This is a genomic window from Clostridium carboxidivorans P7, from assembly GCF_001038625.1.
Taxonomy (GTDB): Bacteria; Bacillota; Clostridia; order Clostridiales; family Clostridiaceae; genus Clostridium_AM; species Clostridium_AM carboxidivorans.
Genome location: NZ_CP011803.1, coordinates 1,558,123 through 1,572,693 on the forward strand (window position 1 = coordinate 1,558,123; position 14,571 = coordinate 1,572,693).

Here is a 14,571-nt window from a genome sequence, read left to right on the forward strand (position 1 = left end):
CTAATATAATCTAAAACATATATATATATAAATTATTTGGGGGTACAAAATGAGCAGATTAGAAGAAATATTAGAGTACAATGAGAATTTTGTAAGTAATAATGAATATGAACCATATGTAGTTAGTAAAATTCCAAAGAAGAAGATGGTTGTATTATCTTGTATGGATACTAGATTGACAGAGTTATTACCAAGGGCTATGAATATAAAAAATGGTGATGCTAAAATAATAAAAGATGCAGGAGCAACAGTTATTCATCCTTTTGGCGGTGTTGCCAGGAGTATAATGGTTGCAATATATGAATTTGGAGCAGAAGATGTTTTTATAGTAGGACATTCTGGCTGTGGAATGAGTAATTTAGATACTAAAAGTCTTGTTAATAAAATGATAAGTAGAGGAATAAGGGAAGATACTATAGATACATTAAACAATGCAGGTGTTCATGTTGAAGAATGGCTTCATGGTTTTGAATCAGTGGAAGAATCTATAAAAGAAAGTGTTAAAATGATAAAAAATCACCCTTTAATTCCTAAAGATATTAAAGTACATGGATTAATTATGGATTCAGAAACAGGGAAAATAGATGTAGTTATAGATGGAGATAAAGAAAATTAGATAATAAGATTTATTTTGTTTTCAAAACCATAAAATTTTATTAATAATTTATTCATTTTTATTAATCCAAAATGTGTTATTATATGGTATGTTGAATCTTAATTATCAAAGGAGAGAATACTAATATGGTATATACAAACTTCTTGTACAAAAATCGTAATTTAATTTATATTTTAAATAACATTTTAAATTGCATTCTAGTGTTTAAATCCATAATTACAAATCACTTTAATTTAGTTGCTGTATGTGTGGTTTTTTTTGCTGTTAATTTGTATGCATATAATAAAATTAGTGATATGAAGCTGCAGGGAGAATAAAATAAATTAAGAAAATATATCAATGAATTATAGATTTTTAAGGAGAGCCTCTTAGAATTTATATCTAATTTAAAAGATTGGGTGTAAATTCTAAGAGGTTCTTCTTATTTTTGCATATTAATAAATTCAAATACTAAACTAAAAATTATTTCGTTGGTAAAAATATATTGACTTTATATATCACTCTGATATAATTATATATATCAAGGTGATATATATAACAATGATACATGAATTGGAGGCGAAATTAAATTGGCAAAGATAAATAAAAAGAATTCAATATTATGGATCAGCACAGTTAATTTTGGAATGCACGATTGTGAAGTAAAATTAAAGTGGTGTGAGGAAACATTATAAGCTTTAGAAACTATAAAAGATTTATAAAGTAAAATTTAATTTATAAAGTATTTATTAGTAATTTGATAAAATGAGAGGAGATATTTTAATATGAAAATTTTAGCTATAAACGGAAGCCCAAGAGGAGAAAAAGGAAATACAGAGGTTATTTTAAAGCCATTTCTTAAAGGGTGTGAGGAAGCTGGTGCGGAAACAGAAATAGTATACCTTAAAGACAAAAATATAAAGCACTGCAGTGGATGTTTTACTTGTTGGACAAAAACTCCAGGAAAGTGTATTCATAAAGATGATATGGAAGAATTGCTTCAAAAAATATTAGAAGCTGACATAATAGTTTATGCCACTCCATTATACTATTTTACTGTAACAGGCATAATGAAAGATTTTATGGATCGTATGCTGCCATTAAATAATAGAGAAATTGTTAAAAAAGGTGAGAACTATACACATCCTAAGCGTTTTGGAAAAGCACCTGCTAAGACTGTATTGATTTCAAATTGTGGTTTCCCTGGACAATATAATTTTTCAGGTTTAGTTGAAACATTTAAAGTTATGACAAAAGGAAATTTAGCAGGTACAATTTTATGTGCTCAGGGAGGAATACTTCAAGCTGTTAATATGGATGATATGCTTAAAAAATTGTATGCTCCTTTCCTTTCAGCATTAGTTAGTGCTGGAAAAGAAATTGTGAATTATGGATATATAAAAGATGAAACACAAGCTGTATTGGATAAGGACGTTATTGATCCTGAAATTTATATAAAAAATGCAAATAGTAGTTGTATGTAATTTAACTGAGGAGGAAGACTAACCATGGAAAAATCATCTTCAAAAAATCAATCGATGTTGAAAAGTATATTTAAAAAAGAAATAGGGGTTAGTTATCAAGTGGCATTTCATTTACTTTTCTGAAAATAAAGGAGATTGAGTTTTTTTGTAGAAACTATATTTAAGAGGGGATGAGTAAAATCATGGATAAATATAATATACCATTGGGGACTTTAGTTGAGGTAAATCATATTGACTTAGAAGCCGATAAAAAGAATCATGGAGTAAGGCTTTATGTTGTGGCACATCATAAAGATGCAAAAGGAACACCTATATATTCATTAGGACTAAAAGGAGAAACTAATGCCTTAAAAATGTATAATGGATATTATGAGGAAAATTTAAAAGTTATTGATAAAATATCTGTTGAGTTAACTAAGGATGAAATAAATGATATAGTTCAATGGGGAGATACTTGTGAGGAAGAAGGATGGCTAATTGATAAGGAAGTAAAGCTAAAAGATAGATTAAGTAAAATTATTTAATTCGTATCAAAAAAATCTCTGTATTTTTAAAAACTGCTGACAAAAATGTTTTGCTAGCAGTTTTTCTTCTAAATTATCTAAATTTATCATGGTAGCTTTCTAATATTTCGTGAATCTTTTCAATGTAGGTTTCTACCATGTCATTTTTGAGCTTTTTATTAATCAAATATAAGTGATTATTTATTGTATTTAAAGTTTTTTCTTCTGTATCTTTCAAATAATCATTAATAATTAGTCTATGATTATTTAGTTTAAAATCTTCTATTAAGGTTTGTTCTCCCTTAGAATTTATAAAAAGATAAAGAGAGTTTTTTACTGCTGCTTTTTCTTTATAAATAAGGTCTTTAGTGTATAAATTTTTTACAATTAAACTTGCTGTTGAAGGAGACCAGAAGGCTAGAGAACTTAACGCTCTAGACGTAACTCCAGGAAAAGCTTCAATTATCCATAAGGCTCTTAATTGAGGGTAAGTCAAATTTAAATTTTTTAATAAGAGCCTATGATCATGTTCTACATGTAAAATAAATATTCTTAAAGTGTTATAAAAAAATACAAGCTTTTTTAATTTTTTAGTCTCATCTTCAGAAAAATCAGTATAATCTACTTTTAAACTTAATGAATTAATTTTGTCTACATATTGGAAAATATAATCCTTACCACATTTAATAACAATATCTTTATAAAAATCTACAATAAGATCAAGCTCTTCTTCAGAGAATAAATTCATTAAATCAAAGAGATGAAAATTCTTAGATTTATTTTGTTTATTTATATTAATATATTTTTCTCCTTCTTCGGTAACATTTAGTTTATAAACTTTTTTATTTACTGAATCTTCTTTTACAACTAATTTTTTATCAACTAGAATTTTTAAAATATTAGTTACTGTAGGACATGTCCAATAGCCTATAGTTGCAATCTTTCCTAGGGATATTCCAGGAAAGGCTTTTAATATCCATAAAATTCTTAGTTGAGGTAGTGTTATTCCAGTTTGTTCTACAACAGAACTATAATTATATTCTATATTTAAAAAGCAATACCGGGATAAATTATAGAATGTATGTATATCAAGTGATTTTCTATTTTTCAATGTGAAGCCCTCCATAGTATAAGTTAAACATTTTTAGTTTGTTATTTTTACAAGATATAGTATTAAGCAAAAGTCAAATATATTGTATTTTCGACAATAAAGTGATATGATAGATTTCGTGTCGCATTCTAATATTCGAATACTAACTATATTAAAAAATTTGACATAATTAAATTCTAATACAAAAAATAAAAAAGTACATAGTTATTTTAATATTCGAGTGCTAATTATAATTTAAAAAGGAGTGAAAAATATTTTGTTACCAACATTTTTTTGTAATGGTGTTATGAACGATCCAATTTCTATATTTTTTGCAATTATAATTTTTGTAGTTTTTGCACCTATTTTTATATATTCAATAGGTTATACTGCAGAATATAAAGGTAAGTATTCAGTTAAATATAATTTTATGTTAATGCTCTTATTTGCAGCATCAATGTTATGTGTAGTACTAGCACGAGATAGCATTACTTTTATTGTATTTTGGGAAGTTATGAGTGCTGTATCATTTTTTCTTGTTGTTTATGAGTATAAAAATAAGGAAAATATAAGGTCAGGAATAATGTATTTTATAATGACACATATTAGTGGGTTATTCCTAATGATTATGTTTGCATTTTTATATAAATACACAGGCAGCATAAGCTTTGATAAATTTTATCAGTTATCAAATGATTTTACAATAAGTCAAAAATATATAATTTTTACTTTTGCTATTTTAGGATTTGGTGCAAAAGCAGGACTTCTACCACTTCATGGCTGGTTGCCCAAAGCTCATCCTAGTGCACCATCCAATGCCTCAGCTCTTATGTCAGGGGTTATGCTTAAGGTGGCCATTTATGGATTAATAAGAGTAACTTTTACATTTATTAAAGTACTTCCTTTAAAAGCAGCTCTTTTATTAGTACTTTTAGGAGCAGTAACTGCAATTTTTTCAGTATTGAATGCATTAGTTCAAAAGGATATTAAAAAACTGCTGGCTTATTCCAGTGCTGAAAATATAGGAATAATAATTTCAACTTTAGGACTTTCTTTAGTATTTTACAATTTGAATTTAAATTCCTTTGCCAATCTAACTTTAATTGCAGCTTTATTTCATATATTCAATCATGCTATTTTTAAAAGTCTGCTTTTTGCTAGTGCAGGTAGTGTTTTATATTCTACAGGAACAAAGAATATGAACGAGTTAGGAGGACTTTATAAGAAAATGAAATTTGCAGCTATATGTGCTTTTATTGGTACTGCAGCTATTTCAGCAATTCCTCCTTTAAATGGTTTTGCCAGTGAAATTTTAATATTTAAGTGCTTTATAATTGGAACTGCTTCAATTAAAGGTACATGGACTGCCTTAATCATTATAGGTAGCGGACTTATTATAGCACTAACTAGTGGAGTTACATTATATGCATCTGTTAAGAGCTTTGGAATAACTTATCTTGGAGCACCAAGAAGTGAAAAAGCAATAAATGCACATAAAATTCCACTATCAATGAATATTGGGCTTGGAATTTTAGCTTTGCTATGTATAATTTCAGGAGTATTTTCACCTTTTATAATTAATTTAATATCAAAGGTTTCAAATTCAATTTTAAATACAAATTTACCTTTGATGAATAGTGAAATAAATAATGAAATAATAATCGTATCCAGTATTTTTGTAATTATAACAGCTATTTTAGCTTTAATATCAAAAGTATTAAATAACAAAAAAGCTACAGTAATAAAAGAAACTTGGGGATGCGGCTTTAATAATGTAAAGTCTAATATGCAGTATAGTGCAAATGGACTAAGTCAGCCCTCAACAAGAATCTTTGGAAAAGTAGTTCGATATGAAAAAGAAGTGAAAAATGGTTATTCAATATTATTAAAAGACAAGGTATTAGATAACATAGAAAAGTACATTTATGGATCAGTAGTTAAGGTTGTTTATTATATATCATTACGTGTTACTAAAATTCATTTTGGAAAGATACAAGTATATGTATCATATATTTTTGTTTCACTTTTAGTTACAGTTTTAATTGTTAACATGTTTATGTGATGGCAGCATTCATTGATTTAAGGAGGTAAAAATCTTGAAGTACATAGCAATTAATTTTTTACAAAGTATGCTTCTTATTATAGTAACTCCTCTTTTTATGGGTATTCTTAAAAAATTCAAGGCTATTTTAAGAGGATATAAGGGAAGTAGTATTTTTCAAGTATATTATGATTACCAAAAGTTGTTTAGCAAAGGAAGGATAAGGAGTAGCCAGAGTGGTTTTATAACACAAATAGGACCTATATTAAGTTTAGCGGCTGCTATAACTGCTGTTTTTATGATTCCTACTTTTTTCAGCAGTGGAGAAACATACTTAGGAAGTTTATTTCTTATTATTTTTATGATGTCTATTGTAAAATTTTTAAATACATTAATAGGATTAGATTGTGCCAGTACCTTTGGAGGAATGGGGACAAGCAGGGAGCTTTTCCTGTCAATGCTTGCAGAGCCAGTAATGTTTCTTACTATTATGTTTTTATATTTTGAAAATAAATCCTTTAATATTTTCACTATATGCTTCAATAACAGTGCAGGGGCTTTTTATGGTATAGGACATATTTTAGCAGCAATTTCATTTTTTATATTGTTACTCACAGAAAATGCAAGACTTCCTATAGATAACCCAGAAACCCATCTAGAGCTTACTATGATACATGAAGCAATGATATTAGATTTATCAGGAACGGATTTAGCTTTTGTAGAAATGGCTTCACAAATTAAGCTCATGATATTTTTAACTATTTTTATAAATCTTTTTATGCCCTTTGGAGCAGCAACAACACTAGGTGCGGTTATTATATTGAAAGCTGCTGTAGTTTTCTTTGTAAAGATTCTAGTTATTTTATTTGGTATTTCTATTATTGAAATTTCAATGACAAAATCAAGATTGTTTAGAGTGCCAGAACTTTTATCAGCAGCATTAGCTATTGCTATTGCAGCTATATCTTTAAACTATTTTTTATAATTAATTATTAAGTGATTTAGCATAAGCTTTGAACAAGGTATAGAAAGGAGAATAAAAAATGTTACAGCTTTTACTTGCTATTGTGATATTATCTGGGATTTTAATATGTGGACTTAGAAGAGTTAAGCTCTTAGTATTAAGCTTTGCATTCCAATCCCTTGCCATAACTTTTATATGTATTATTTTAGGATACAATACAAAAGAAATTCATTACTACATAATGGGACTTTTAACTTTAATAATAAAGGTGATTATAATACCTTATATAATAAACAAATCTACTAGATATTTAAAAGTGAAAAGAGAATTAGATTTGATTATAAATGCAGTTAATTCCTTTGTACTTTCAGGTTTCTTTATAATAATTGTTTGTGCTTTCTTTAGGAATTATGATAATACTTATTTAAAAACAGCAGTGTTTCTGGCACTTGTTGGTGGAACCCTTATGATAGGTAGAAAAAAAGCAATTACTCAAATGATAGGGTTTTTAACTATAGAAAATGGGATTATTTTATTTGAAATGTCAGTAGTAAAGCTTTCACTTATTTTAGAAGCTTGGATGGCCCTAGAAGTTTTAGTTCTTGCTCTTCTTATGGGAATAATGATATTTAATATTAATAAAACCTTTGACACTATAAATACAGACTACCTTTCAAATTTAAAAGAATAGAGGTGAGAAAATGGTATTATCTATATGTGCAATTGTATTTGCAGTAGTTATTTTATTAAACATACTTCTTAAAAGTATTAAAGCAATATCTATTTTAACAATTTTAAATATGGTTATGCTTGCCGCAGTTTCGCTAGTATTTTATAGAAATCTTAAATTACAGGATTCACTTAATTTTTGTAATAATTTAATATACATAGATAGTTTAAATATAATTCAGTTAATTTTAATAAGCACTATATCGTTAGTTGCAGCATTATATTCTCATAAATACATAGGAGAAGAAATACATAATGGTTCAATAAGTATTAATTTTGCTAAAATTTATTATTTCTTATTTAATTTATTTGTATTATCAATGATTGCAGTTGCAATAAGCAATAACATAATATTAATGTGGATAAGCCTTGAAGCAACCACTCTTTCTACAGCATTCTTAATTGGTTTTAATAGGCATAAGCTTTCATTAGAAGCTGCATGGAAATATATTATTATTTGTTCTATTGGTATAGTATTAGGTTTGATAGGAATAATTTTATTTATTTATTCATCTGGAGATCCTTCTAATAAGGTTTTAAATTGGACATACCTTGTTAAAAATTATTCTCTACTAAATAAGAGTATAGTTAAATTTGGTTTTTGTTTCATTTTTGTAGGTATAGCCACAAAAGCTGGACTTGCTCCAATGCATACATGGCTTCCAGATGCTCATAGTGAAGCGCCATCTCCAATTAGTGCTATGATGTCTGGAGTGCTTTTAAATCTTGCACTTTATGTAGTTTTAAGATTTTATATAATAGTTAAACTCATAAGTGGACTAGAAAAAATGAAATACTTATTTATAGTATTTGGATTGATATCTTTGATTATATCAGCCTTCAGTATATTGAATCAAAAAAACTATAAAAGATTGTTGGCTTTTTCTTCTGTAGAAAATATGGGAATTATTACATTAGGTTTTGGTATAGGCGGACCGATTGCTTTGTACGGTTCAATGCTTCATTCTATTATACATGCATATGGAAAGTCACTGTTATTTTTGATATCAGGCAATATACTAAGTGTTTATAAAACAAAACGTATAGATAGGGTAAATAATTTAATAAAAACAATGCCTATAAATTCAGTGATTTTGATTTGCGGGGTTCTTGTTATAACAGGTATACCACCATTTCCATCATTTTTTAGTGAATATAATATACTTGCTGCATCAATAAAAAATGGTCATTATCTTGTATGTGGTATTTATGCTTTATGCCTTCTTATAGTTTTTGCAGGCTTTTTAAAAGTTTTTATTAATATGATATTTAGCGATGATAAGGACTTTAATACAAGAAGTGAAAAGGATAAGGAAAATATAATTCCACTAATTATTATATTTTTCATAATAATTATTCTAAGTTTTTTCTCTAGATACGAAATAGCTTCATTAATTAACAAAGCTATTTTAATTATTAATCCCATGCAGTAACAAGTTTATTAATATAAGGATGTGAAAATAGTGAACATTGACTTATTTAAAGAAGAATTAAGCAATCTTAAATATAATAGTGAGATTAAAAACAAGAATGAAATTTATGTAGACGTTGAAATTTCACATGTTAAATCGTTAATTAGTTTATTTTTAGTAAAATATAAATTGAAATTTATTGCGCAATTTTGTGTTGATAACAGTAATGAAGAAAATGCCCAAAATGATTTTATGATTAACATTATACTTTCTAATAGTAAGAAAAGGTATTTTGTAATAGTACGATATAAGACTCAAGAAGAAATTAAAACTTTCCAGGATATTTTGTTCCAAAGTCATTTATTTGAAAGAGAAATGTGCGACTTATTTGGTTTGAAAATAAAAGATGGTATAGATACTAGGAAAATTGTTAAACATGAAAAATGGCCTGAGGATGTATATCCATTAAGAAAAAGTTTCCCTTATGGTGCTAAATTAGAAGAAAAAAATGAAATTTTGCCTTATAAATGTAAGGAAGCTTTTGGAGATGGAGCTTATCAAATATCTGTAGGACCTGTGCATGCAGGTATAATTGAACCAGGACATTTTAGATTTAGTGTTATAGGTGAAGCTATTGAGAATCTAGAACTCAGGCTTAATTATAAGCATAGGGGAATAGAAAAGATTTGTGAAAATGTAGATGCAAGTAAGCTTAATCTTGTATTTGAAAGAATGGCATGTGAATCCTCTGCAGCTTATGCTGAAAGTTATGCTCTTTTAGTTGAAAAGTTATTATCTTATGATACACCTCAAGAAATAAAAGCATTAAGAGTAGTGCTTTTGGAATTAGAAAGAATATATAATTTTTTAGGTGATATATCTGGCATATGTGTGGATATTGGATTTAGTTATCCTGCTAAAAGATTTGGAGCTTTTGGGGAACAAATTCACAAGCTTTGTGAAAGAATAACTGGAAGCAGGTTTATGAGAAATGTTATTATTCCCTGCGGTATAAATATAGATTTTACAAAGGAACATATTGAAGATATTAAAAAGACTTTAAATGGTATGAAAAAGAGAATGGATAAGATTATAGAAATCACATTGGATTCTGTTTCTTTTTTAGATAGAGTTGAAAACACTGGGATAGTACGTAATAAAACTGCTAAAAAGCTTTATATGACTGGTATCACCGGAAGAGCTTCTGGAATTAATTATGATGTTAGAAAGAGCTTCCCTTATGAAATATATGGCATTCTAAAAAAGAATAATAATACCCTAGAAATTGGTGGGGTTTTTGAAAGGTACAAATTAAAAATTAAAGAAATTTATGATGCTTATAATTTTATTTTTGCTTCATTAGATTTTATAAATAAAGACATTTTAAAAACTAAAACTGAATTTAAGTTAGTAGAGGAAACAGAAGCACTTGCTGCTGTGGAAACAGTAAAGGGTGAACTTATTGTATATGGTAAGGTTGGTAAAGATAATAAATTCAATAGAATTTATTTTAAAACACCTTCTGTTACTAACTGGAATGGTCTAACCTATGCAGTTCTTGGAGAAATAGTACCAGATTTTCCTTTGTGTAATAAGAGTTTTAATATGTCTTATTCTGAAAATGATAAGTAGGTGATGAAATGAAGTTTTTATTAGATAGAATAAAAAATGGAAAAGATACTGTTAAAAATCCTCTTACAGATAACCCATATAGTTATGGAAGGATAGAAGTTTGTAATGATAATTGTACAGGCTGCGGTAAATGTGTACAGGAGTGTTTAGTTGACGCTGTTTCCATTAAAAAAGATACTAAACACAAAAGCATTGATATAGATTTTAAAAAATGCATTTATTGCAATAATTGTGTTGATGCATGTCCATCTAAAGTATTAAAGAGCAGTAATGATTATAAAATGGCAAGCATTGAGATATTAGGACAAGAAGTTAAAGAAAAAATATACAGCAAATTTAAAAGATCCTTAGTTTTAAGATCTGTTGATACAGGGTCTTGCAATGGATGTATGATGGAAGTATCTAATACACAAAATACATACTATGATTTATCAAGATATGGTATTAAGTTTGCAGCATCTCCAAGACATGCTGATGGAATAGTGGTTACAGGTCCTGTTACCTTAAACATGAAGGAAGCATTAATAAAAACATATGATGCTATTTCAGATCCTAAGATTGTTATAGCAGTAGGCAGCTGTGCTTACAGTGGAGGTATATTTAAGGATGGATACAGCGTTTGTGAAGATTTAAATGAAATATTGAAAGTTAACCTGGTTATACCAGGCTGTCCACCATCTCCACAGGCAATACTTTATGGAATGCTTAAAATTATTAACAAATTAGATGAAGAGTAAATAATACAAAGTTAAAGCTGGAATAACCTAAAACTAATGGTTTATACCAGCTTTTATTTTTAACAATGAAAATTGAAGATCAGGTTGCTATAAATTTTTTATTAGAAAATAAGTCACTTATAAATCTAAATCCCAGCGCTCTTCTAAAATATCTTTTCCCCAAGTTGTATTTTCATGAGTTTGTGTTATTTTAAATCCTTCGCTGGCATAAATATGTCTAGCTGTTTTGAGACAGGAAATTGTTTCAAGAAAGACATGTTTATAACCTTTTTTACGGCAAAAATTAAGTGCCATATCAACAAGTTTATGACCTAAGCCTCTGCCTCGGGTTTCAGGTTCAAGCAGGAAATATCTCAAGTGCGCTGTTTGGTTATCAAATTTAGAAATGGCGATACTTCCAACAGCTTTACCATTCATCTCAGGTATAAGCATACATTCTTTTTCACTATCATAATTCTGTACAAATTCATGAACGCCTTTTTCTACATAATCACCAAAAATAGGTGACAAGTTGTATTCTTTTGCATATAAAGTTTTATGTTGTAAGATGATATTATTTATGTCGTTCTTGATAAAATTTCTTATATTAATTGGATTAACTGTTTCTGAAAATTTGTTTTTTATAATCTTCATTGCATCTAAAACTTTTGTAAGCTCATCTTCAGTTAAATGTTCAATCAAATTTTCCATTTGTTCATCTGATTTTTTGCTAAGAATATTTATAGTGTGAGTACCTTTTTCTGTTATTAAAACAAAATTTATACGATTGTCTTCTTTAGATTGAATTTTAGTTATAAGTTCATTCTTTTCCAAGTGTTTTATTATTCTGCTCATATAACTTCGGTCAATTTTAAGCTTGTTTACTAAAATGTTTGCAGTGCATTGATTCAACTTGCTAATTTCAAGCAAAACCCTTACTTCTGTTAAAGAATAACCACTGTCTAAAATGTGTTGATCAAGTAATCCAAGCACATTTGTATAAAATCGGTTAAAACGTCTAATTTCACTAACAGCATTTAATTTCACTAACAGCATTTAATTTATCATTCATAATTTTTATACTCCTTTTATCTAATAATGGTGGACTTAGTCCATAAATATATTGTAAAACAATTAATGGACTAAGTCAACTATTTCTATCATTGGATTATTATGAAAATAAGGTGTAGTTAGTGGGAGACAAGATAAATTTCTAGTATAAGTAAGGATAACATTTAATCGATTTAGAAAAACAAAAAAATATTAAAAGTATAATTTTATTTAGAATGTATTAAAATTGTATAGTAGTACAATTTCTTATGAGATATGATATCATAAATCAAATAGTTGAAAGTAAACATAATAAAAAAGTAACGATTATAGGTGGATGAAATGAAAAAGCAAATTAGAAGGTTAATTATTTTATTAGTAAGTATCATAGTAGTTTTAGTTTTTTTAGGTAATTGTAGCAAAACAAATAGATACACACATTGGATTGGTACATGGAATGGAAGTGCATCAGATTTTACTTTATATAAATTGAGATATAAAAATCAAACTTTGTGTACAATAGTAACTTCAACTTTTGGTGGCTCAAAAGAGAGAATAAAAATATCAAATGAATTTGGAACTGGGCCTATTAATATTGGTGAAGTGAGTTCTGCTGTAGTTAATTCAGATGGGAGTGCTTCTAAAAGTTTAAAAAAGACACTTACTTTTGGTGGTAAATCAACTGTAGATATTGATAAAGGAAGTTTTGTGTGGAGTGATCCTTTTGAACTTGATATAAAAGCATTGGATAAAGTAGCTGTAAGCATTTATGTTACAAATGAAGTTAAAAATGTAACTGGTGCTTGTGGGGGCGTTGAATCTTATTTTTCAAAAGAAGGAAATTTTACAGACTCAGTTGATACAAGAAATGACTTTAAAGCTGTTTACAAAAATGGAGCTCTTAAAGTATCCCCATTTTTTACGTCTATGGAAGTAATGACCTCTAAAGAAAATGGTTCTATTATTGCATTTGGAGATTCTATAACCACTTTATCCTGGCCAGATTATCTTGTAAAACGATTGAATGATGCAAATATAAAAAATTTATCTATAATTAGAGAAGCTATTAGTGGTAATAGGATTTTACATGATAGTGAAAGTACTCTTCATGGATTGTGTGGACCATCAGGAATTTCAAGATTTGAAAAAGCAGTTACAGATCATCAAGGAGGAAAGTATGTAATTGTTTTAGAAGGTGTTAATGATATAATGCATACAGGGCCAGGAGGACCAGCTCCAGCATCTGAAATTGTAAGTAAAGATGAAATAATTGATGGACTTAAAACATACATTGAAATAGCGCATAAACATAACTTAAAAATATATGGTGCAACGATTATGCCATTTGGAGGATATGAAGTATATAGTCCTGAGCTTGACGTTAAGCGTAAAGAAGTCAATGAATGGATTAGAACTAGTGGAATGTTTGATGGAGTAATTGATTTTGATAAAGCTACTCTTGATCCTAATAATCCAACAAAATTATTACCACAATATGATAGTGGGGATCACATTCATCCAAGCGATGTAGGAAGTGAAGCTATGGCAAATATGGTTGATTTAAAACTTTTTAAATAAAGTTTAATTTTAGGGTACAATAAGGGAAGTTCAAACTGACTTCCCTTAAAAATAACCTTAGCTTATTATAGAACATATTATTGAAATTAAATTGACTGAACCATGTGCTACTATAGGTACTATAAGTCTTCTTCTTTTAATATAAAAAGCATACCAAAGTAAACCAGCAATAAATGAAATTCCCGTTGTATGCCAATCGAAAACACCAAAAATAATATTACTTATTAAGACAGATACAAGCATTCCATATTTTTCTTCTAAAAATAATTTTGAGTATAGTCTAAACACAATTTCCTTAACAAGAGGAGCAATAATAACTAATGTTAAAAATTGAATTAAAATAGGAGTCAAATCCTTTTGTCCTGATCCAATACCTTTAATAGGAGTGAATGAAACTATTAGTACAGTTATAATAAAAGTTAATATTCCGCCTAAAAGTCCAAATAAAATATCGCCAATTAATTTATTTTTATCTATAATTTCTTTTTTTAATAATTCAGGGCTTACACCTCTTTTTTTTAAATCTTTTAAATAAAATGGAAGCATGACAAGTAATATTACAGCTAAATAATAGATATAAAAGTTACTCCAGGTTTGTAATGCTGATTTAATATTCTTACCATTAGTGAAGTAAGGAATTGCAATAAATGAGATGCCTACAACTAAGCAAATTATAGATAACACTGACATTGTAGGTATTACAGCTTTTCCATTAAGATTTTTAGTCTTTTCATTCATAAAATAACCTCTTTCTTTTTTGATTTTGTATTAATCATG

The 14,571-nt window shown here is 27.8% G+C and carries 13 protein-coding genes; 10 read left to right on the forward strand and 3 right to left on the reverse strand.

All coding sequences use genetic code 11. From position 1 onward, the window contains the following. Window positions 1-49 precede the first annotated feature (49 nt). From Ccar_RS06710 to Ccar_RS06725, 3 genes are all read left to right on the forward strand, one after another. Window positions 50-616: a beta-class carbonic anhydrase gene (locus tag Ccar_RS06710; RefSeq protein WP_007061991.1), complete on the forward strand. Its 567-nt coding sequence runs from the start codon at window positions 50-52 to the stop codon at window positions 614-616. A 764-nt stretch (window positions 617-1,380) separates the two neighbouring features. Next, complete coding sequence (locus Ccar_RS06720; protein ID WP_007061988.1) at window positions 1,381-2,079, forward strand: flavodoxin family protein; 699 nt, start codon at window positions 1,381-1,383, stop codon at window positions 2,077-2,079. A 182-nt stretch (window positions 2,080-2,261) separates the two neighbouring features. Continuing rightward, window positions 2,262-2,603 carry a hypothetical protein gene (locus tag Ccar_RS06725; protein WP_007061986.1) on the forward strand — a complete coding sequence of 114 codons (342 nt, stop codon included), beginning with the start codon at window positions 2,262-2,264 and terminating at the stop codon, window positions 2,601-2,603. 73 nt (window positions 2,604-2,676) lie between these two features. Here Ccar_RS06725 and Ccar_RS06730 read toward each other — a convergent pair whose 3' ends face one another. Next, window positions 2,677-3,693, reverse strand: coding sequence for a MarR family transcriptional regulator (locus Ccar_RS06730; RefSeq protein ID WP_007061985.1), 1,017 nt, complete (start codon window positions 3,691-3,693; stop codon window positions 2,677-2,679). Between the two features lie 256 nt (window positions 3,694-3,949). Between Ccar_RS06730 and Ccar_RS06735 the strand changes: the two genes are divergently transcribed. The 6 genes from Ccar_RS06735 to Ccar_RS06760 are packed head-to-tail and all read left to right on the forward strand — an operon-like array spanning window position 3,950 to window position 11,187. Continuing rightward, window positions 3,950-5,734 carry a proton-conducting transporter transmembrane domain-containing protein gene (locus Ccar_RS06735; protein ID WP_007061319.1) on the forward strand — a complete coding sequence of 595 codons (1,785 nt, stop codon included), beginning with the start codon at window positions 3,950-3,952 and terminating at the stop codon, window positions 5,732-5,734. 34 nt (window positions 5,735-5,768) lie between these two features. After that, window positions 5,769-6,698 (forward strand): respiratory chain complex I subunit 1 family protein, encoded by a 930-nt coding sequence (locus Ccar_RS06740; protein WP_007061318.1) that lies wholly within the window; start codon window positions 5,769-5,771, stop codon window positions 6,696-6,698. 58 nt (window positions 6,699-6,756) lie between these two features. Next, window positions 6,757-7,368 carry a hypothetical protein gene (locus tag Ccar_RS06745; RefSeq protein WP_007061317.1) on the forward strand — a complete coding sequence of 204 codons (612 nt, stop codon included), beginning with the start codon at window positions 6,757-6,759 and terminating at the stop codon, window positions 7,366-7,368. Between the two features lie 10 nt (window positions 7,369-7,378). Beyond that, window positions 7,379-8,839, forward strand: coding sequence for a proton-conducting transporter transmembrane domain-containing protein (locus Ccar_RS06750; protein ID WP_007065180.1), 1,461 nt, complete (start codon window positions 7,379-7,381; stop codon window positions 8,837-8,839). 30 nt (window positions 8,840-8,869) lie between these two features. Continuing rightward, window positions 8,870-10,450 (forward strand): NADH-quinone oxidoreductase subunit D-related protein, encoded by a 1,581-nt coding sequence (locus Ccar_RS06755; protein ID WP_007061314.1) that lies wholly within the window; start codon window positions 8,870-8,872, stop codon window positions 10,448-10,450. Between the two features lie 8 nt (window positions 10,451-10,458). Further along, complete coding sequence (locus Ccar_RS06760; protein ID WP_007061313.1) at window positions 10,459-11,187, forward strand: NADH-quinone oxidoreductase subunit B family protein; 729 nt, start codon at window positions 10,459-10,461, stop codon at window positions 11,185-11,187. A 117-nt stretch (window positions 11,188-11,304) separates the two neighbouring features. Here Ccar_RS06760 and Ccar_RS06765 read toward each other — a convergent pair whose 3' ends face one another. Beyond that, entirely contained in the window at window positions 11,305-12,222 is a 918-nt protein-coding gene (locus tag Ccar_RS06765) for a bifunctional helix-turn-helix transcriptional regulator/GNAT family N-acetyltransferase (protein ID WP_007061312.1), read from the reverse strand. A gap of 336 nt (window positions 12,223-12,558) precedes the next feature. Here Ccar_RS06765 and Ccar_RS06770 point away from each other — a divergent pair, with 336 nt between their 5' ends. Beyond that, window positions 12,559-13,794: an SGNH/GDSL hydrolase family protein gene (locus Ccar_RS06770; protein WP_007061311.1), complete on the forward strand. Its 1,236-nt coding sequence runs from the start codon at window positions 12,559-12,561 to the stop codon at window positions 13,792-13,794. Between the two features lie 57 nt (window positions 13,795-13,851). On the opposite strand, the gene Ccar_RS06775 is transcribed toward Ccar_RS06770, so the two are convergent. Further along, window positions 13,852-14,532, reverse strand: a complete 681-nt coding sequence (locus Ccar_RS06775) for a CPBP family intramembrane glutamic endopeptidase (RefSeq protein ID WP_007061310.1) — start codon at window positions 14,530-14,532, stop codon at window positions 13,852-13,854. Window positions 14,533-14,571: the final 39 nt, after the last annotated feature.